The organism is Metabacillus sp. cB07, from assembly GCF_016839225.1.
Taxonomy (GTDB): Bacteria; Bacillota; Bacilli; order Bacillales; family Bacillaceae; genus Bacillus_P; species Bacillus_P indicus.
On record NZ_CP069296.1, the window covers coordinates 2,410,541 to 2,428,782 of the forward strand.

Below are 18,242 nucleotides of genomic sequence, written 5' to 3' on the forward strand. Positions count from 1 at the left end.
CTCTTCCCCCCCCTTTTCTTACTGTATGAGAAGAAATTCAATATTTGTTCAAAAGTTTGGAAGGACTGCCTCATCTGAAATGTGTTAGAGTAAAGGTAATCAAGCAAAGCAGGTGACCGAATTGAAAAAGAAAATACCATTCTTCATGACCGCTTTTCTGTCTTGTTCTCTTATTCTCTCAGGCTGCCAGGAATCTGCCGGCAAGGAAACACATGAAGACCACAGCAGTCATTCAACGTTTAAAAACAACGGAGACATCCGCGAGGAAACCCCTTCAGCGGACATTCTCCCTGGATTTTTGGATAAGCAGCCAGACGAAATCAAAACTCTATATGCAGCGGCAGCCAGACATGAAGATCTGCTGAGCTATATGCCTTGCTACTGCGGCTGCGGCGAATCCGCCGGGCATAAAGATAACGGGGACTGCTTTATCAATGAACGGAAAGAAGACGGCACCATTGTCTGGGACGACCACGGCACAAAATGCGGAGTATGCCTGGAGATTGCCGCTAAAGCCATTATCGAACGCGAAAAAGGCACCTCTGTAAAAGAAGTGCGTCAAATGATTGATGAGCAGTATAAGGAAGGGTATGCAGAACCTACGGATACTAAACTGCCGGGAGTATAAGCAGAGGCAGCTTATTTGTGAGACAACACCCGGGAATAGTGATATTCCCGGGTCTTTTTATAGAAGAGGCTGCGGAGGCTAGTTTGGAGGACCGTAAGAATTCATTGTTGAGCCTGAACCGGACAGAAAACCAGAGTGCTCATCCTGTTTAGAATCCTCAGGAAGAGTCATTCCGGATTTTCTGCTGAAATAAATGGCAATAGCCGACAGGATTAAAACCGGGGACAGAATCATCAGCCAAAGCATAGTTGTTTCACCTTCTTTCTATAGGTTAGTACTAATACGGATGAACCGAAAATAAGTTTCAGAATATTCAAAAAGGCGCATGATTGCTCATGCGCCTTTTTTTATCTATTCAGCATAGTACATAAATCCGATAGCTCCGGGACCGGTGTGCGTTGAGATGACCGGGGTAGTGTAATGGACATCAATCGGATAATCTGCGTTCATTTCATGCAGGGCATTTTTTAAGTTGGTCGCAAGCGTCAGTGAATCCGCGTGCACAATTCCGACAGCTTTAACCGTTTTGTTTTTTACATCCTCCGCAAATTGTTTTGCAAGATACTTAACAATTTGTGAGTGGCTGCGCACTTTTGTAACCGGCGTGTATACACCGTCTGCCAGTGAGGCAATCGGCTTGATGTTCAGAAGGGATCCAATCATGGCTTTTCCTCTGCCGATACGGCCTCCCTTTACAAGGTTCTCAAGCGTGTCAACCGTTACAAACAGACTTGTATTGCGGCGGATTTCATCCAATCTCTCAAGAATTTCTTCTTTAGAAGCTCCGTCCTGTGCCATCTTAGCGGCTTCTATCACCTGAAAGCTTAGCGCTCTTGAGATGAACATAGAATCAACAACGGTCACATCTGCATCCGTCATTCCGGCTGCACTCTCTGCAGAACGGACAGTCCCGCTCATGCCGCCTGTCATGTGGATGGAGATGATGATGCTTCCGTCAGATGCCAGCTTGTCATACATTTCCACAAACTTTCCTGCAGGCGGCTGAGAGCTTTTTGGGAGCTCGTCCGCTTTTTTCATCTTTTCAATAAATTCAGCGGGCTGAATATCTACACGGTCAAGGTACGATTTTCCATCTATCACAATCGTCAGCGGAACAACGTTAATCTCATATTTCTCAAGAATGTCCTGACTCAAATCTCCGGTTGAATCAGTCACAATTTTCACTTTTGTCAACGGTATCACTTCCCTATTATTCTTGCTACCTTGTATTATACATTCAAATAAAGATGTTTCAATCGAAATCGCATACAAACTTATGGAAACTGCCAATTTTGCAGGCATCAGACTTTTTTCTGTACACAAAAGACTGTTTTTTCATCATACCAGTCTTTGTTTTTTCTGACAAATATCTGTATAAAATAAGATCGTGCGCGATCTTGCTTACCATCCCAAATCGTTTTTCGGTTTGCGAGGGTATGATTCCCGGTGTTACTTACCCTCCCACATCGTTTTTCGGTTTGCGAGGGTACGATTCACGGCGTTACTTACCCTCCGACATCGTTTTTCGGTTTGCAAGGGTACGATTCTCGACCTTGCTTATCCTCACACATCGTTTTTCGGTTTGCGGGGGTACGATTCACGCCTTTGCTTACCCTCTCAGATCGTTTCTCGGTTTGCGAGGGTACGATTCGGGCCTTTGCTTACCCTCCCAGATCGTTTTTCGGTTTGTAAGGGTACGATTCACGCCTTTGCTTACCCTCCCAGATCGTTTCTCGGTTTGCGAGGGTACGATTCACGCCTTTGCTTACCCTCCCAGATCGTTTTTCGGTTTGCGGGGGTACGATTCACGGCGTTGCTTACCCTCCCACATCGTTTTTCGGTTTGCGGGGGTAAGATTCGCGGCCTTGCTTACCCTCCCACATCGTTTTGCGGTTTGCGGGGGTAAGATTCGCGGCCTTGCTTACCCTCCCACATCGTTTTTCGGTTTGCGAGGGTACAATTCGAGACGTTGCTTACCCTCCCATATCGTTTTTCGGTTTGCGAGGGTACGATTCGGGCGCTTGCTTACCCTCTCACATCGTTTCTCGGTTTGCGAGGGTAGGATTCGAGACGTTGCTTACCCTCCCACATCGTTTCTCAGTTTTCCAGGGCATGAATTAAAGATACAGGCTAAAAATGAAAGAGCGCATGCCCGGGGCATGCGCTCTTGTACTATGCATTATGCTTTAGTGTGACTGGCTGATAGATTGCTTCATAATCGGTCCATTTGACGGTTCTTTTTAAGTACTCTTTAAATGAGTAAACAGCGTTTGGTTTCGGTTTTGCAGTGATCTTTCTGAGGAACGACTGCAGACGGCTTTGAACGAGAAATCGGTATTGATTATCTTCCTCCAATACTGGAATATCTGTGATCTTTACCTTATGTCCATTTAACAGCTTGAACTCTAGGCTTTTGAATAACAAGTTATCAATCCTCTTTTTCACCCGTTTCTTATATTATACCCCAACAGCTTTAAGAAATCTGTCTAATTGTGTCAGGAAGAATGAAATTTTTCAGATGAAAAGATGGAACAGGCTGCTGTCTTTTTTCACTTCTGTGTATGGGAATCCTTTGCGGTTCATTCTTTCGATCAGGCCGCTGTAATCTTCCCTTTTTTTCAGTTCAATCCCTACAAAGGCAGGGCCGCTGTCACGGTTGTTTTTCTTTGTATATTCAAATCTTGAAATGTCATCATCCGGGCCGAGCACTTCATCCAGAAATTCTCTGAGTGCGCCTGCTCGCTGCGGGAAGTTGACAATAAAGTAATGCTGCAGGCCTTCGTACATGAGTGACCGCTCTTTCATCTCCTGCATCCGTCCAATGTCGTTGTTCCCTCCGCTTACGATGCAGACAATGTTTTTTCCTTTTATCTGGTCGCGGTAAAAATCCAGGGCGGCAATCGGCAAGGCTCCGGCAGGCTCTGCCACGATCGCATTTTCATTGTAGAGGCTGAGAATGGTCGTGCACACTTTCCCTTCCGGAACAAGTACCGTGTCATCTACAACGGACCTGCAGATGGAAAAATTGGTGTCCCCAACTCTTTTTACTGCTGCTCCGTCTACAAATTTATCAATTTTATCAAGCTCAACCACTTTGCCGGCTGAAATGGATTCCGCATATGACGGAGCTCCTTCCGGCTCAACTCCAATGACCTTCGTTCCTGGGGAAACCTGCTTAAAATAACTGCCGACGCCTGAAATCAGGCCGCCGCCCCCGATGCTTGCAAACACATAGTCCATCTCAGCATCAGCGTCATTTAAAATTTCAAGGGCAATCGTCCCCTGGCCTGCTATCACGTCGAGATCGTCAAACGGATGGATGAAGGATCTGCCTTCGGCCTCGCTGCACTCTCTCGCTTTTTTGTAGGAATCATCAAACGTGTCGCCTGTGAGAATGATTTCAATATGCCCGCGGCCAAAAAGCTCAACTTGTGAAACCTTCTGCCTCGGGGTGGTTGAAGGCATATAGATTTTGCCGTGAATGTTCAGCTGTTTGCAGGAATAGGCAACGCCCTGTGCATGATTCCCGGCGCTTGCACAAACAATACCGTTAGCCGTTTCCTGTTCAGACAGCTGCTTGATCTTGTTGTATGCCCCTCTTAATTTGAATGATCGGACAATCTGAAGGTCTTCTCTTTTCAAATAAACGCTGCATTCATATTTTTCAGAAAGACGCTCGTCTTTTTGGAGAGGCGTGTGGACGATTACATCCTTTAACAAATGGTGCGCCTTTAGGATGTCAGCCACATGAAGTGAGGGTTCAAGATTCATCATTTGTTTCATTCGGAAAATCCTTTCTGCAACTAGAGTTTAATTGAAACATTATATCATGAATATTCAAAATTAAAAGTTATTATTAAAAAATTCACACAATTATTTAACAATGGAGGTTTTATGATGGAGTTTGAATTAAAATCACCAGGCAGCGCCATTCCCTGCCTGGTCACAGCAGACGCAGATAACGGACGGTATATGATCAGGAAAGAGGATACGAGCGGAGAAGTGTTTAACTCCGTGCAAGAACTCAAAGAGTGGATCAGGCTGAACTGGACGGAATCTCAATTTGAAAATCCGAAGCAGTTTACATACATGCTTGAAAATCTTAAAGCGATGGAGCAATAGCTTGCATTTTTATTAATATTCTGTAAAGATGTTTTTATTGGTTCCATTTAGTTGCATTTGGGTGTTATAATGAAACCAATTAGAACATTCAAGGAGCAAACATATGACACTTGAAAAATTGATTGGGGAACACCCGCTGTTTATTGAAAAAAAATCACTTGCAAAAAAAATGGCTGCAAATGATCTGCCCGTCATGCTGGAAGGCCCCGTAGGAAGCGGCAAACAAACATTTGCACACGCGATTCATCTGGCTTCTGAGAGATCTGCCCGCCCTTTCGCTTCTGTTAACTGCAGTACATATTCTGAAGCTGCTCTTTATGAGGAACTTTTCGGCTCAGATCAAAGGAGCGGTCTGATCGAATCTGCAGATGGAGGAACTGTTTTCCTTCATGAAATCTCAGGTTTAAGCCTGGACCTTCAGGCTCAGCTTCTGAGAGTTCTTCAGACGAAGCAAACAAAAAGAACAGGTTCTTCAACGTCTGTCCCGTCAGACGTCCGGATCATTGTCTCTTCTTCTCAGGATTTAAAAGCTCTTGTAGAAAATGGAACTCTTCGTCAGGATTTTTATTATCATGTAAATGTACTAAGACTGACGCTTCCTCCATTAAGTGAGCGAAAGACAGACATCCCGCTTCTCTCTGCCTTTTTTATAAAGGAAAGAGGGCATGAGCTGCGCATTGATAAGACGGTCAGTGAAATTCTTTCAGGGTATCCATGGCCCGGCAATATTCTTGAACTCAGAAACACGATGGACTACTTGCTTACGGTTTGCGACGGCAGATCCATTCAGCTGCATGACCTCCCGAAGGATCCCTTCCTTTCAAAGGAGACGGTGAGCAAAAAAGAACCTAAAAAAACAAAAGATAAGCCCTTGACGATGATGGATAAACAGGAATACCTGTTCATCCTCGAGTCGATCCGGGATTCAAATGAAGACGGGGACCCTGCCAGCAGGAGAACCATTTCCGACAGCAGCAAACAGACAAAAAACCCGCTGACACCCCAGCAGGTCAGGCACAGACTGGATTTTCTCGAAAGAAATGAGTATGTGACAAAGGGCCGCGGACGTGCAGGAACTAAAATAACGCTTGAAGGCCTTGATTTCCTGCAGTCATTGAGCCAGAATCTTGAAACGATTCAAAAGGAGGCAGCTAAAGATGGAATACTCGATTAAAGAAGAAATTGCAAATGCGATCACACATGGAATCGGCGTGCTTCTAAGCATCCCGGCTCTCGTTTACCTGATAATCTATGCCGCTAAATACGGAGATGCATGGCACATTGTCAGCTTTTCCATTTTTGGGGCAACGATGATTCTGCTTTACTTGTTCTCAACACTTCTCCATGCCATTCCGCACAGAAAGGCAAAGGACGTTTTTGAGATACTGGATCACTCGGCCATCTATCTGCTGATTGCCGGAACGTATACTCCGTTTCTCCTTGTTCCGCTTCGGGGAGCGCTTGGATTTACGCTGCTCGGCATTGTATGGGGTCTCGCGATTGCTGGCATTGTGCTGAAGATCTTTTTTGTAAAGCGATTTATCATCCTTTCAACACTTGCCTACATTCTGATGGGCTGGCTCATTATCATTGCGATTAAGCCTTTATATGCCTATTTAAGCCCTGAAGGGTTCGGACTGCTGCTTGCGGGCGGTCTGCTCTATACAATCGGCGCTGTCTTCTACGTCTGGAGGAAGATTCCCTACCACCATGCAATCTGGCACGGATTTGTTCTTGCAGGCAGTGCGGCTATGTTTTTCTGCGTACTCTTTTATGTAACGGATGTGCCATTTATTTAAAAATAGAAACAAAAAACACTCAGGAGGGATTCCTGAGTGTTTTTGCGATGGTCTGCCTTAATTCTTCAGCCGTAGTCTTTAAATCCCGGCCTGTATACTCCTCTGCCTGGACCGGCTTGCAGACAATGACTTTGACTTGAGACGGCTTAAATCTCCATCCGCCCTGTTTTTCCATAATGTCATACGTACCGTCAATCGCAACCGGCACAATCGGAACCCCCGCTCCTGCAGCCATACGGAGAGCACCTGTCTTAAATTCGGCCAGATCGTCCCCTTTACTTCTTGTTCCCTCCGGAAAAATAATCAGGGAGTGGCCCTCTTTCAGTTTTTCGCTTCCTTCTTTCAAAGACAGCAGAGCCTGGCGTTTATTTTTGCGGTCAACAAAAATGCAGTTCATGACTTCCATCCATTTTGGAAGAAGGGGCAGTTTTTTCACTTCTGTTTTCGAGAGAAATCCTGCCGGTTTTTTAAGCGAACTCATTAAAACCGGTATATCAAAATTGCTTTGATGATTGCTCACAATGAGTACAGGACCGTCCGGCATGTTATGTTCCCCTTCTAGCGTCACCTTGGAACCTGAAGACCTGATTAACGATGCTGCCCAGTTTTTAGGGAGTGTGTGTGCCGCTTCGTCTCTTTTTTCGACGGAAAGACGAGGGTCAAGCTTTTTCACACGGCTGAGTTCCGGCAGGCTGCAGATTAAATAGCCAATTCCGTACAAAACCGTCACTAACATTCTGATCATTTGATTGTTCCTCCTGATGTCCCGATAAGAAGCCTCCCTATTATACGGGAGGCTTTTTTCATTGTTTATGAAATTATGAAGAATAATAGGCTGTGGATAACATAACAAAGTTATCCTCGTCCAGCTCCAGCGCCTAGATCCTCTGTCAGAATAAATCCGTCAAAAAAGTCAAAACCGGACTTTTCCGCCGGATTCTTATCTGCCTATCGGATCTGACCAAGGCTTTTCTATTTCTCATAGATGATAAATTCATAATCATACGGATTCTTCTCGTCTTTCGGCCCTTTTTCACGGCTGATGACACGGTAGTTTTCTTCTTTGAATTCCGGAAAAAAGGTATCTCCTTCAAAGGTATCATGAATCTTCGTAATATACAGCCTGTCTGCAAGATGCAGGCATTCTTTGAAGATTTCTGCTCCGCCGATGATGAACAGATTCTTCTCTTGTAGTGACTGGTCACCCAGCACTTCACCCAGCTCATGAATAACCTTTGTGCCTTCCTGAGAGTAATGCTTGTTCCGTGTAAGAATAATATTTTCTCTGCCTGGCAGAGGCTTTCCAATCGATTCAAAGGTCTTCCGCCCCATCAGGACCGGATGGCCGAGCGTCACCTTTTTAAAGTAGGCAAGATCAGCGGGGATTCGCCACGGCAGATCATTGTTGCGTCCGATGAGATGATTTTCATCCATTGCGACAATCATCGAAATCATACGCTGACAGCCCCTTTAATATGCGGATGAGGATCATAGTCTTGAAGTGTGAAATCTTCAAATGAAAAATCAAAGATCGATTTCACGTCCGGATTGAGCTTCATTTTCGGAAGCTTTCTGACATCGCGGGTCAGCTGCAGGTCGACCTGCTCCAGGTGATTTTTATAAATGTGAACATCTCCGAAGGTATGAACAAACTCACCCGGTTCCAGGTCCGTCACATGGGCCACCATCATCGTCAGCAGCGCGTATGAGGCAATGTTGAACGGAACGCCCAAAAATACATCTGCAGAGCGCTGGTAGAGCTGGCATGATAGCTTTCCATCGTTTACGTAAAACTGAAAAAAACAGTGGCATGGCGGCAGTGCCATCTTATCGACATCTGCCGGGTTCCAGGCGCTCACGATCAGCCGTCTTGAATCAGGGTTGTTTTTAATCTGATCAATCAGTTTTGCGATCTGATCCACCGTTTCACCATTTGCACCCTCCCACGAACGCCATTGCCTTCCGTATACAGGGCCAAGCTCGCCGTTTTCATCAGCCCACTCGTTCCAGATGCGCACTCCGTTGTCCTGAAGATACTTTACGTTCGTATCTCCTCTCAAAAACCAGATCAGTTCGTGAATAATCGATTTTAAGTGAAGCTTTTTCGTTGTCAGAAGAGGGAATCCTTCGCTTAGGTCGAATCTCATTTGGTAACCGAACGTACTGATCGTTCCGGTGCCTGTCCGGTCTTCCTTTACTGTCCCATTTGAAAGAACATGCTTGCATAAATCCAAATACTGCTTCATTTAAAGACACTTCCTTCGTATTTCATCTAGTGATAATTGTATCGGAAGTCCGCCCCGTTTTCTACCGTTGATTTATAAAGATTCGCGATAAACTGATAAGAAAGCGGCGCCATTTCCTTCAGCTTTATTCTTGTCTCCCTGCTGTAATAATACATCGCAAAGATTTCTGCAAAATACTCTTCCGGAAATCGTTTGAAATAGGTCTGGTCTGAAAACAGCATGCCGGCTTCTTTTTTCCATATATTCAAATAAAGCGGATTGCTTCTGACCCGCGAAAAAACGTTGAGATCTGCAGCATGGGCAAATTCGTGCAGCTCAAGGGACACCGATCCGTGACCCATACCGTATTCACTCATGCCGATTTTCACGTATACTCTGTTATCCTCTGTCATGCCCGGAACGCTTTCCCAGCCTGTTTCTTCACTGCGCCCCTTTGGCGTTAATCCATCCAGATGCTTAAGCCCTTTTTCTTCCGTCAATTTTCCTTCAAACAGCTTAATGACGACACCCTGATCATTTGCAGCTTCAAGAATGGCAGGATGGATTTGATGAAGGTTTTTCAGCATCTTTTCTGCTTCCTGCTCCTCTATGCTTTGTTCCGGCAAATAAACCATTTCGTTCAGCGGGGAGTCTGCAGGTATCGCTGTTGTTTCCTGAATGAGAGGATGTTCTTTCAGAAGCTGACCGGAGGGGATACTTACGGACGTATAGAAATAGAAGGCAAAAGCTGCTGTAATGGCAAGGCTTGCCAGGATAAGATTTCGTTTCATCACATATGTATACCTCCTTCATTCGTTCTATATACTTATGAAAATAGTAACATACTGAAAAGACCCAGCCCATATACTCTGTCCTGTCACTTTTACGGCGATTCCGCCATATGATGGAAATTATCATGGAAATTAGGTGATCTTGATGAGGATGCTTATAAAGCGGAACATTCCATACAGAGAAAGGCAGCAGCTGACAGAAGAAGTCATTGAAGTCATGACGCTAAAGAGCTACATGGTCCTTGACGGCCTTACTTCAATCGGATTGATTGCGCTGTTTTCAATGCTTTTCATGGGATAGAAAAACAAAATAAAAAAGCCGCACGAATGCAGCTTTTTTACTTTGAAGATTATAAGCCAGTGCTGTTGCTGTGGCTTGATTTTTTGCGGAAATAGTTAAGAGCGAATGTACCTGCAAACATCACAAGGATGACAATGAAGAATACAGAGTGCTCAATGTGAATATGTGCTACAGCCAGACCCATTTTAACTGCAATCAGAGCAATAAGAATGTAGGCAGTTGTTTCAAGCTCAGGCACTTTGTCAATCAATTTGAGGAATACGCCGGCAACTCCGCGCATCATAAGTACCCCAAAAATTCCTCCAAGAAGAAGAACCCATACTTCTTCGCTGACGCCGAATGCTGCAAGGACGCTGTCTACAGAGAACGCGATATCCATTAATTCTACTGCAACAACTGTACCCCAGAACGTACCGAAAAGACGGATAAGCAGGCCGTTTTTGTTGATGCCGCCGTGCTCTTCATCACCTTCGGCATTTTCTTTTCGTTTATCCATGAAATATTTAATTGCAAGCCATGCAAGATAGGCTGCACCTAATATTTTTACCCACCACAGTTTAATCAGGAATACCCCGACGCCAATAGCGATGAAGCGGAAGACGTATGCTCCAAGTAAACCGTAAAATAACGCTTTTTTGCGCTGCTTTTCAGGCAAATGTCTTACCATAACAGCCAGTACCAGCGCATTATCTGCTGATAAAAGACCTTCGAGAATAATCAGTGTTCCAATCAGTCCCCATGAAACCGGATCTGTAAGTACCTTAACCCACATATCCCAATCAAAAAAAAGTGCGTATGTTTCAAGCATGCCTTCCAAAATTGCCATTTGCCATTTCCTCCTAAACTTCACATTAACTTTTTCATTATACTGAAAAATAGATTGCTTGTTAAGTATTTTCACCTTTCTTCATGAAAAAGACACTTTTAAGCAGCCTGCCCAACTTAATACGATTGAGCCCGGAAAAGGTTTCAAAAAAAAATATGCACCATAGAGGTGCACAATTTTTATACTGTAGCTTTTGCATCACGGCCATCCGCTATATCCCGTGCTCTGTGCGCCATTCTGCTTGCTGCGGCTGCGGCAAGTGCAGCCACAAGATCATCGAGAAAGGTATTAACGCGGTTTCCGCCATGTTCATCAAGCGCTTTTATAATGCCGAACTTTTCTTTGTCCAGATATCCGAAATTGGTCAAGCCTATGGAGCCGTACACATTCACGATGGAAAGCGGAATGATTTCATCGATGCCGTAGAGCGGTTCGTCTGTTTCAACAAGATGTTGAAGCGGCTGCGGCAGCAGGTTCTGCTCAGCGAGCTGATCAAGCGCAAGCCCAGTCAGGACGGCATGGACAATTTCCCGCTTGTTCAGAACTCTTTCTACGTTTTCTACACAATCTTCAAGTGTAATGTCAGGGATATATTTCTTCTGAAGCGTCATGACAATCTCTGCGATATCCGTCAGCGCTACTCCCCTGTCATACAGCATTTCTTTAGTTGTTTTCACCATTTCATCAATCGTGTATTTGCCCACTAGACATTGCACCCCTTTAATGTGTCATCCAGTTTGGAGGCATATTCTGATTCCAGTAGATGCTTCCAAGTTCGTGATGCTTCTGAAAAGAATCATGGTGCGTGTGGTAATGAAAGTTGAACCAGTAACCCTGTTTTGGCGGGTGGTCACGGCGAACATGAAATCTTAAGATGTCTTCACCGGTTTCTTTGTTATATAGATGAAAGATTTTTTCGCCCTTCCCGTCAGCAGGCTTTTTAGAAATAACTAGATCCCTGATGTCCTCATCAGAATAGTCTTCCGCATACTCCCTGATGGCTTCTTCCATTTTAGGAAGAATGATCTGCCTGAATTCATCTTCAATTTTAGTGCCGATTTTGTCTCCGAATTTCTCAAAAGACTGAATTTCTGCCGCTTCTAAAAAAGAGGAAATGTGCTCTTCTTTAGATGGGGTTTCCCAGTAAGCGGTTTCATCCTCAAATAAATGTTTTTGCGGAACGTTTAAATTAACAGCAGAATCTTCAGATGAACGGTTTTCAACTGTCAGGGCTGCCGGAGGCGCAACCATTCCGAAGGTTGCAATTGTAAATAAGATGACAAGCGTTTTACGCATCCATTTGTTCATCATGCCGTGTCTTCCTCCAAGTCTTCCTATAATACTATTATTCTATCATAAATAAATTCTTTATTTATAGAATTTTTTTGCAAAAGCGACCTTCTAATGGTTTTAAATCGGGATGAAAACGTTTAAACTAAGGGGGAAGCTGGAAATAAAAACCTAGAGTGTTTGGAGTGAATCAGAATGGAATCCGTCTTTATTATTGCATCATTCGTGACACTGGCATATTTTATTTTCACTGAAATTACAGATTGAAAAAAGCTCATGGCTGCTGCCATGAGCTTTTTCGTTGTTAAGCGGGAAATTATAAAGAGTAAAATGATGTAAATTTCATAATTAAGTTATCCTCGGCCAGCTCCAGCGACTAGATCCTCTGTCAGAACAAATCCGTCAAAAAAGTCAAACCCGGACTTTTCCGCCGGATTCTTATCTGCCTATCGGATCTGACCAAGTCGCTTCCGCTTTTGATTTTTTACTGCTTTTGCTTTTTAGATGCAGAAGATTGTTTTCTTCCTGCCTCAGAAGCCGTTGTTCCCTGTCCTTGTGTTTCAGGTGAACCAAGCTGAGATTTCGATGGATCGCTTTTATGTTTTGACATTGGATGAGCACCTCCTCATCCTATTTTTCACAGATCTTTTGTTTCTATCACACCATAGTGAAATTTTGCTGATTTTCTTTTAAAAACTTGAAAGCCGAGTTGATGAAATGACGGGCTTTTCCAATGATCCTTTAACACAACCCTTTTTGCGGCAACCCTCTTGGCTTCCTTTACGGTGTCCTCCGTTATTGGAGAATACTCACTCAGCGCCCTCAATTGGCCGATTCCATCAGATTCGGTGATAGCTTCTTCAAACATGGGATCGAAGTAAACGACATCGTAAGAATTCGCATCAAGTTCCTTGAGCAAATCAACATGATTCCTGCTTTCAACTTGTATTCTCCGCATGCAGGCATCAAACTCATCCACTCCCGTTTCCCACGTTTCAAGGCCTTTTTCTACGAGATAGGCTACGAGCGGATTCGCTTCCGCTGCTGTTACATTCCCCTTTTCTCCGACTGCATAGCTTGCTGTGATGCTGTCAGAGCCAAGACCAAGCGTGCAATCCAAAAACGTGTCGCCCGGTTTCAGGTCAGCTGCAGCAATTAGGGGATCATGCTCTCCTTTTTGAAGCCTCTTGAGTCTGAACATCGCTGAATTGGGATGAAAGAAAAACGGCTCCATCCCGCCTTTTTTATGCCATTCAAGCCTGTCCTTTCCGACCACTAGCACATCTCCGTGCACTTCTGACAGCGTCTGTACGGACTGTTTCTTCCGGCTGATATAAGCTGCCTTCAGGTCATTCGCTATTCCTTCTGCAAGCCGGATCATGGAAGGATACGTCCTTCCGGCAGTTGTGACAATCACAGGTTTTCACTCCCATTCAAAGCATAAGCGCCGCGGCCCGTTTCTTCCGGACAGGAGCTCGGGGCTTGCAGACTAGTCAATTTTTCATGACAAAGGGATGCCTGTTTCCAGGCATCCCGAGAATTTTTATTTAGCTGCTTCAAAGGCACCGAGAAGATTTTCCATAATGTTCTCGATCGTGTTTCCTTCGATTTCATGACGCGGGATAAAGTGGACAACTTTATCTCCCTTTAAAAGAGCCATTGATGGAGAAGAAGCTTCCAGCCCTTCAAAGTAGCCTCTCATTGCAGCCGTAGCTTCTTTGTCCTGCCCTGCGAAAACTGTCACAAGGTGGTCAGGCGCATTTTCAGCCTGCATAATCGCCTGAGTGGCAGCCGGTCTTGCAAGTCCTGCCGCACAGCCGCAGACAGAGTTGACTACTACAAGAGTCGTTCCCTGTGCTTTCTCCATGAACGCTTTTACATCTTCTTCAGTCGTTAATTCCTGAAACCCTGCATTTGTAAGCTCTGCTCGCATTGGTTTCACCATTTGACGCATGTATTCTTCATATGCCATTGACATTTGTCATTCCTCCTAAGCCTTCGCATGTAGTAAAAGAATACTACAGGTAGAATGACAATTCAACAGACGGCCCTCAGCGGGTTTTGGCAGGTTCTTTTGCCTCTTCAAATGCATCTGTCACCGCACCCTGTGATGCGCAGGAAACGGTTCTTGCATATTTCCCGAGTACACCGCGGTTTCTGAGAGGTGGAGCCGTCCATGTTAATTTTCTTTCAGCAAGCTCTTCATCAGACACATGCAGATGAAGTTCGCGCTTATCGCTGTCAACCGTAATCAGATCACCATTTTTCACAATGGCAATCGGGCCTCCGACCTGTGCCTCAGGCGTAATGTGTCCGACAACAAGACCGTGTGTCCCTCCGGAGAAACGGCCATCTGTCAGCAGTGCTACGCTCTCTCCAAGGCCTTTGCCGACAATGATGGACGACAGGGACAGCATCTCAGGCATACCAGGTCCCCCTTTAGGGCCCTCATAGCGGATAATGAGCACATCACCTGCGGTCACTTCGTTTGACATCACAGCTTCTGTCGCTTCAATCTCTGTATCAAATACCTTTGCAGGCCCTGTCATTTTCGTTACTTTCAGGCCGGAAACTTTCGCAACCGCCCCGCTTGGCGATAAGTTCCCTTTTAAAATCACAAGAGGTCCGTCTTTTCTCAATGCCTGCTCAAGAGGATAGATGACGTCCTGTCCTTCTCTCAGGCCTTCCATTTCGCGAAGGTTTTCTTCTACTGTTTTTCCTGTAACTGTCAGACAGTCTCCGTGCAGAAGCCCTTCTTCAAGGAGAAGCTTCATCACAGCAGGTACTCCGCCTGCTTCGTGCAGATCCTGCATAACATATTTTCCGCTCGGCTTCAGATCAGCGATATGAGGCACTTTGCGCTGCAGACGCTCAAAATCCTCAAGCGATAATTCTACGTTGATTGAATGGGCAATGGCCATGAGGTGAAGGATGGCATTTGTTGATCCGCCAAGCGCCATCACGACCGTAATCGCATTTTCAAATGCTTTTTTCGTCATGATGTCTTTAGGGTAAATATCCTGCTCAAGCATACGGTATACGGCCTGTCCAGCCTCATAGCAGTCATTTTGCTTCATTTCTGTTTCAGCCGGATTTGAAGAGCTGCCCGGCAGACTCATTCCCATCGCTTCAATCGCAGATGCCATCGTATTCGCCGTGTACATGCCTCCGCAAGAACCTGCGCCTGGGCATGCATGACATTCGATTTGGTGCAGTCCGTCTTTGTCGATGTCTCCGTTGTTGAATTTTCCGACCCCTTCAAACGCAGATACAATGTCAATATCTTTATCATTTAAGCGGCCCGGTTTAATCGTGCCGCCATATACAAATACTGCCGGCACTTCAGCGCGTGCAATAGCAATCATACATCCCGGCATATTTTTATCGCAGCCCCCGATGGCAACAAATGCATCGAGATTTTCTGCTCCGACTACCGTTTCAATAGAGTCCGCGATGACATCGCGGCTAGGCAGGGAGTAGCGCATGCCTTCTGTTCCCATTGAAATGCCGTCTGACACTGTAATTGTGCCGAAAATCATCCCTGCGCCGCCTGCAGTGTTTACGCCTTTTTTAGCCAGCTGGGCAAGTTTATCAATATGTATATTACATGGAGTTACTTCGCTCCATGTAGAGGCGATGCCAATCATCGGTTTCTGGAAATCTTCATCTTTTAACCCAACCGCACGAAGCATGGCACGGTTCGGCATTCGTTTCATATCGTCGCTGATTACTTTGCTCTTGATTCTCAAATCTTTTTTGCTCACTTACATCACCCCGTTAAATTGGTATTGTTATATACTATAGTCCGAATTCTACTGTATTTCAACAATATTCGAATAATTTCTAAAAATAAAATTTCTGCCATTTTTTATTCAGCTGAAATAGTTTTAGGGAGAAGGCCTATACTAGCTACCAAAGGGGTGACTGCTTTGGAAATTGCGAAAGACATAGGTATTGTAGCGGTTCGAATAGTTACCATCCTCCCGCTTTTATTATTTTTCACTCTTTTTATGGGAAAGCGGTCAATCGGAGAACTGCCGGTTTTTGATTTTTTAGCCATTTTAACACTTGGTTCAGTAGTAGGGGCAGACATTGCAGACCCTGAAATTGAACACCTGCCTACTATCGCAGCCATTTTCATGATTGCGCTTTTGCAGAAGATATTAGCTAAATGGAAAGTTTCAAACAGAAGAATGGAAAATCTCGTAACGTTTGAGCCGAATGTCATTATCGAGAATGGGGTTCTTCTGTCGGATGCAATAAAAAAGAATCAATTCACAATCGATAATGTTCTAGCTCTTTTGAGAGAAAAAGACATCTTTCACCTTTCTCAAGTAGAACTTGCAGTCATTGAAGGCAGCGGTAAACTATCTGTCTTTAAAAAAACAAGCGGCCCTGTCATTAAAGAAGCCGGATTTCCATTAATCGTTGAAGGGAAAGTCTTTGACGAAGTACTTGAATTTTTTGAAACTGACAGGAGTTGGCTGGATGGCGAGTTATTAACGCAAGGTTTTGAATCTACGGATGACGTTTTTTTTGCTTCTATTACTAAGAACAAATTTCTTCAGGTCAGCCCAAAACATGCCCAAGCAGCCAATTATCCTCCTTTCCTAATATAAATCATCAGCAAAAAAAAGCGATTTCTGAGTGAAATCGCTTTTTACTGCTTTTCAGTCAATATAAGAGGCCCATCTTTCGTAATGGCCACAGTATGCTCATATTGGGCTGAAAGTTTTCCGTCAACTGTGCGGGCAGTCCATCCGTTATCGTCCATTTTTGAATACCACGTTCCGGCGTTCACCATGGGTTCAATGGTAATGACCATTCCTTCTCTCAGTCTTAATCCTTTGCCTGGCATCCCGTAGTGCAGAACAGTAGGTTCCTCATGGATGCTCGGACCGATGCCGTGGCCGGTAAAATCTCTCACAACCGAGAAAGATTCACCTTCTGCATAGTCTTGAATGGCATGCCCAATATCCCCAAGCCTGTTGCCGATCACTGCCTGCTCAATCCCTTTATACATGGCCGTTTTTGTGACATCCATTAATTTCAGCGCCTGATCGGACACATTTCCCACTGCATGTGTCCACGCCGAGTCTGCAAGAGCACCGTTTAAATTCACGACAAAATCAATCGTTACAATATCACCATCATTTAGGGGCTGATTTCTCGGGAAGCCGTGGCAGATTTCGTCATTGATCGATGCACACGTGGCAAACTCGTAGCCTTTATAGCCTTTTTGCTCAGGGACCGCTCCGTGGTCAGCAAGGTACTTATCCACGAAGGAATCGATCTCAAGTGTCGTTACACCTGGTTTCAACAGCTTTGAAACCTCTTTATGGCACAAAGCAAGCAGCTTTCCCGCTTCGTGCATCCGGCTGATTTCTCTTTCGCTTTTTAGAATAATCATCGAACGTCTCCTCTTGGAATTGGACCTCTTCTTATGATCTTGCAGTTGCCCTAATCATTATAAAATGAGGGTTATTCGTCAAATATTCATAGTTTGCAGGATGTTTTTCATACAAACTTTCAGCAGGCTTAGGTTCAATCAGTTTATCTATTGAAAAAAAGCGGCTCGTTTCTGTGACGATTTTTTCCAGAGGTTTTCTGTAAAAACTCACATCAAATGTCTGACCTGATTTTTTCCAGGTGTCATGCAAAAGTTCCTCGCTGAAATAGTTTTTGCACTCAAACAGTTTCCAGTCCATAAATGGATGGTGAGTGGAAAAAAGAAGCCAGCCTGATGGTTTTAGAACTCTGGAAAATTCACTTAAAACAGGCCTCCAGTCTTTGCAGTAATGAAGCGTAAGTGAACTGACAATACCGTCAAACGAGGCATCAGCAAAAGGAAGGGTCTCTGAGAGGTCGTGACAGATCATTTTTGCACGCCCTCCCGTTTTCCTGATGGCTGCTTCAATCATATTGGGGCTGATATCAACGCCCGTCACATGCGCTCCTCTTTTCAGCAGCTGATCCGAATACCAGCCGGCAGAACAGCCGGCATCAAGGATACTAGAGCCGTTCAGGTTTTCAGGGATATTAGCCATCATAGCAGGCCTTTCATAATCTGTATTATAAAGACTGTCCGTTTCGGTTTCATAGATCCTCGCAAGTCGGTCAAATGCTTCTTTTGTCTTATTCGGCATATAAGATTTTCCCCCATCGTTTTTTCATCAAGCGCTAAGAAACCGCGCTAAAATAATATGGCTAAAGTCCAGAATGGGTCTTTGCATTTCAGAAAAAAACTCTGCAAAAAGACT

General features: G+C 44.7%; 23 protein-coding genes. 6 read left to right on the top strand and 17 right to left on the bottom strand.

From position 1 onward, the window contains the following. Positions 1-145: 145 nt before the first annotated feature. Complete coding sequence (locus tag JOJ89_RS12150; RefSeq protein WP_029280479.1) at positions 146-628, top strand: PCYCGC motif-containing (lipo)protein; 483 nt, start codon at positions 146-148, stop codon at positions 626-628. Positions 629-706: 78 nt separating this feature from the next. Here the strand turns inward: JOJ89_RS12150 and JOJ89_RS12155 are convergent, their stop codons facing one another. The 4 genes from JOJ89_RS12155 to ilvA all read right to left on the bottom strand — a co-directional run bounded on the left by JOJ89_RS12155 (position 707) and on the right by ilvA (position 4,411). Then, positions 707-874, bottom strand: coding sequence for a hypothetical protein (locus JOJ89_RS12155; RefSeq protein WP_158001624.1), 168 nt, complete (start codon positions 872-874; stop codon positions 707-709). A 105-nt stretch (positions 875-979) separates the two neighbouring features. Then, positions 980-1,822: a DegV family protein gene (locus JOJ89_RS12160; RefSeq protein WP_029280477.1), complete on the bottom strand. Its 843-nt coding sequence runs from the start codon at positions 1,820-1,822 to the stop codon at positions 980-982. A gap of 978 nt (positions 1,823-2,800) precedes the next feature. Next, on the bottom strand, positions 2,801-3,052 hold the full coding sequence (locus JOJ89_RS12165; protein ID WP_029565979.1) for a DUF2535 family protein: 252 nt from the start codon (positions 3,050-3,052) through the stop codon (positions 2,801-2,803). A 90-nt stretch (positions 3,053-3,142) separates the two neighbouring features. Beyond that, positions 3,143-4,411 carry a threonine ammonia-lyase IlvA gene (gene ilvA, locus JOJ89_RS12170; protein WP_029280473.1) on the bottom strand — a complete coding sequence of 423 codons (1,269 nt, stop codon included), beginning with the start codon at positions 4,409-4,411 and terminating at the stop codon, positions 3,143-3,145. A 111-nt stretch (positions 4,412-4,522) separates the two neighbouring features. Here ilvA and JOJ89_RS12175 point away from each other — a divergent pair, with 111 nt between their 5' ends. From JOJ89_RS12175 to trhA, 3 genes are all read left to right on the top strand, one after another. Further along, positions 4,523-4,750, top strand: coding sequence for a hypothetical protein (locus JOJ89_RS12175; RefSeq protein WP_347401497.1), 228 nt, complete (start codon positions 4,523-4,525; stop codon positions 4,748-4,750). A 103-nt stretch (positions 4,751-4,853) separates the two neighbouring features. Beyond that, positions 4,854-5,924, top strand: coding sequence for a sigma 54-interacting transcriptional regulator (locus JOJ89_RS12180; protein ID WP_029565981.1), 1,071 nt, complete (start codon positions 4,854-4,856; stop codon positions 5,922-5,924). Continuing rightward, positions 5,908-6,549, top strand: a complete 642-nt coding sequence (gene trhA / locus JOJ89_RS12185; RefSeq protein WP_029280469.1) for a PAQR family membrane homeostasis protein TrhA — start codon at positions 5,908-5,910, stop codon at positions 6,547-6,549. The genes JOJ89_RS12180 and trhA overlap by 17 nt, the downstream gene beginning before the upstream one ends. Before the next feature lie 19 nt (positions 6,550-6,568). On the opposite strand, the gene JOJ89_RS12190 is transcribed toward trhA, so the two are convergent. The 4 genes from JOJ89_RS12190 to JOJ89_RS12205 all read right to left on the bottom strand — a co-directional run bounded on the left by JOJ89_RS12190 (position 6,569) and on the right by JOJ89_RS12205 (position 9,565). Further along, positions 6,569-7,294, bottom strand: coding sequence for a lysophospholipid acyltransferase family protein (locus tag JOJ89_RS12190; RefSeq protein ID WP_029565982.1), 726 nt, complete (start codon positions 7,292-7,294; stop codon positions 6,569-6,571). Positions 7,295-7,521: 227 nt separating this feature from the next. Then, positions 7,522-8,004: a dihydrofolate reductase gene (locus tag JOJ89_RS12195; protein ID WP_203287564.1), complete on the bottom strand. Its 483-nt coding sequence runs from the start codon at positions 8,002-8,004 to the stop codon at positions 7,522-7,524. Next, positions 8,001-8,795, bottom strand: a complete 795-nt coding sequence (locus JOJ89_RS12200; RefSeq protein WP_029280463.1) for a thymidylate synthase — start codon at positions 8,793-8,795, stop codon at positions 8,001-8,003. Before JOJ89_RS12200 ends, JOJ89_RS12195 begins: the two co-directional genes overlap by 4 nt. Positions 8,796-8,821: 26 nt before the next feature. Beyond that, positions 8,822-9,565 (bottom strand): anthrax toxin lethal factor-related metalloendopeptidase, encoded by a 744-nt coding sequence (locus JOJ89_RS12205; RefSeq protein ID WP_347401530.1) that lies wholly within the window; start codon positions 9,563-9,565, stop codon positions 8,822-8,824. Positions 9,566-9,710: 145 nt separating this feature from the next. Here JOJ89_RS12205 and JOJ89_RS12210 point away from each other — a divergent pair, with 145 nt between their 5' ends. Next, complete coding sequence (locus JOJ89_RS12210) at positions 9,711-9,866, top strand: hypothetical protein (protein ID WP_158001626.1); 156 nt, start codon at positions 9,711-9,713, stop codon at positions 9,864-9,866. A 49-nt stretch (positions 9,867-9,915) separates the two neighbouring features. Here JOJ89_RS12210 and JOJ89_RS12215 read toward each other — a convergent pair whose 3' ends face one another. The 7 genes from JOJ89_RS12215 to ilvD all read right to left on the bottom strand — a co-directional run bounded on the left by JOJ89_RS12215 (position 9,916) and on the right by ilvD (position 15,746). Beyond that, entirely contained in the window at positions 9,916-10,692 is a 777-nt protein-coding gene (locus JOJ89_RS12215) for a TerC family protein (RefSeq protein WP_029280460.1), read from the bottom strand. Positions 10,693-10,871: 179 nt separating this feature from the next. Further along, positions 10,872-11,396 (bottom strand): phosphatidylglycerophosphatase A family protein, encoded by a 525-nt coding sequence (locus JOJ89_RS12220; RefSeq protein WP_029280458.1) that lies wholly within the window; start codon positions 11,394-11,396, stop codon positions 10,872-10,874. 16 nt (positions 11,397-11,412) lie between these two features. Then, on the bottom strand, positions 11,413-12,000 hold the full coding sequence (locus tag JOJ89_RS12225; protein WP_203290334.1) for a YpjP family protein: 588 nt from the start codon (positions 11,998-12,000) through the stop codon (positions 11,413-11,415). Between the two features lie 466 nt (positions 12,001-12,466). After that, positions 12,467-12,592: a YuzL family protein gene (locus JOJ89_RS12230; RefSeq protein WP_087946325.1), complete on the bottom strand. Its 126-nt coding sequence runs from the start codon at positions 12,590-12,592 to the stop codon at positions 12,467-12,469. A 27-nt stretch (positions 12,593-12,619) separates the two neighbouring features. Then, entirely contained in the window at positions 12,620-13,399 is a 780-nt protein-coding gene (locus JOJ89_RS12235; protein WP_203287568.1) for a class I SAM-dependent methyltransferase, read from the bottom strand. A 126-nt stretch (positions 13,400-13,525) separates the two neighbouring features. After that, a complete protein-coding gene (locus JOJ89_RS12240; protein WP_029280452.1) occupies positions 13,526-13,960 on the bottom strand; it encodes a BrxA/BrxB family bacilliredoxin in 435 nt (144 codons plus the stop codon). Positions 13,961-14,033: 73 nt separating this feature from the next. Then, positions 14,034-15,746 (bottom strand): dihydroxy-acid dehydratase, encoded by a 1,713-nt coding sequence (ilvD, locus tag JOJ89_RS12245; protein ID WP_277987825.1) that lies wholly within the window; start codon positions 15,744-15,746, stop codon positions 14,034-14,036. Between the two features lie 156 nt (positions 15,747-15,902). Here ilvD and JOJ89_RS12250 point away from each other — a divergent pair, with 156 nt between their 5' ends. Next, entirely contained in the window at positions 15,903-16,601 is a 699-nt protein-coding gene (locus JOJ89_RS12250; RefSeq protein ID WP_412768600.1) for a DUF421 domain-containing protein, read from the top strand. Positions 16,602-16,642: 41 nt separating this feature from the next. Here the strand turns inward: JOJ89_RS12250 and map are convergent, their stop codons facing one another. Beyond that, positions 16,643-17,392 (bottom strand): type I methionyl aminopeptidase, encoded by a 750-nt coding sequence (gene map, locus JOJ89_RS12255; protein WP_029280446.1) that lies wholly within the window; start codon positions 17,390-17,392, stop codon positions 16,643-16,645. 31 nt (positions 17,393-17,423) lie between these two features. Next, a complete protein-coding gene (locus tag JOJ89_RS12260; RefSeq protein ID WP_203287570.1) occupies positions 17,424-18,128 on the bottom strand; it encodes a class I SAM-dependent methyltransferase in 705 nt (234 codons plus the stop codon). Positions 18,129-18,242 lie beyond the last annotated feature (114 nt).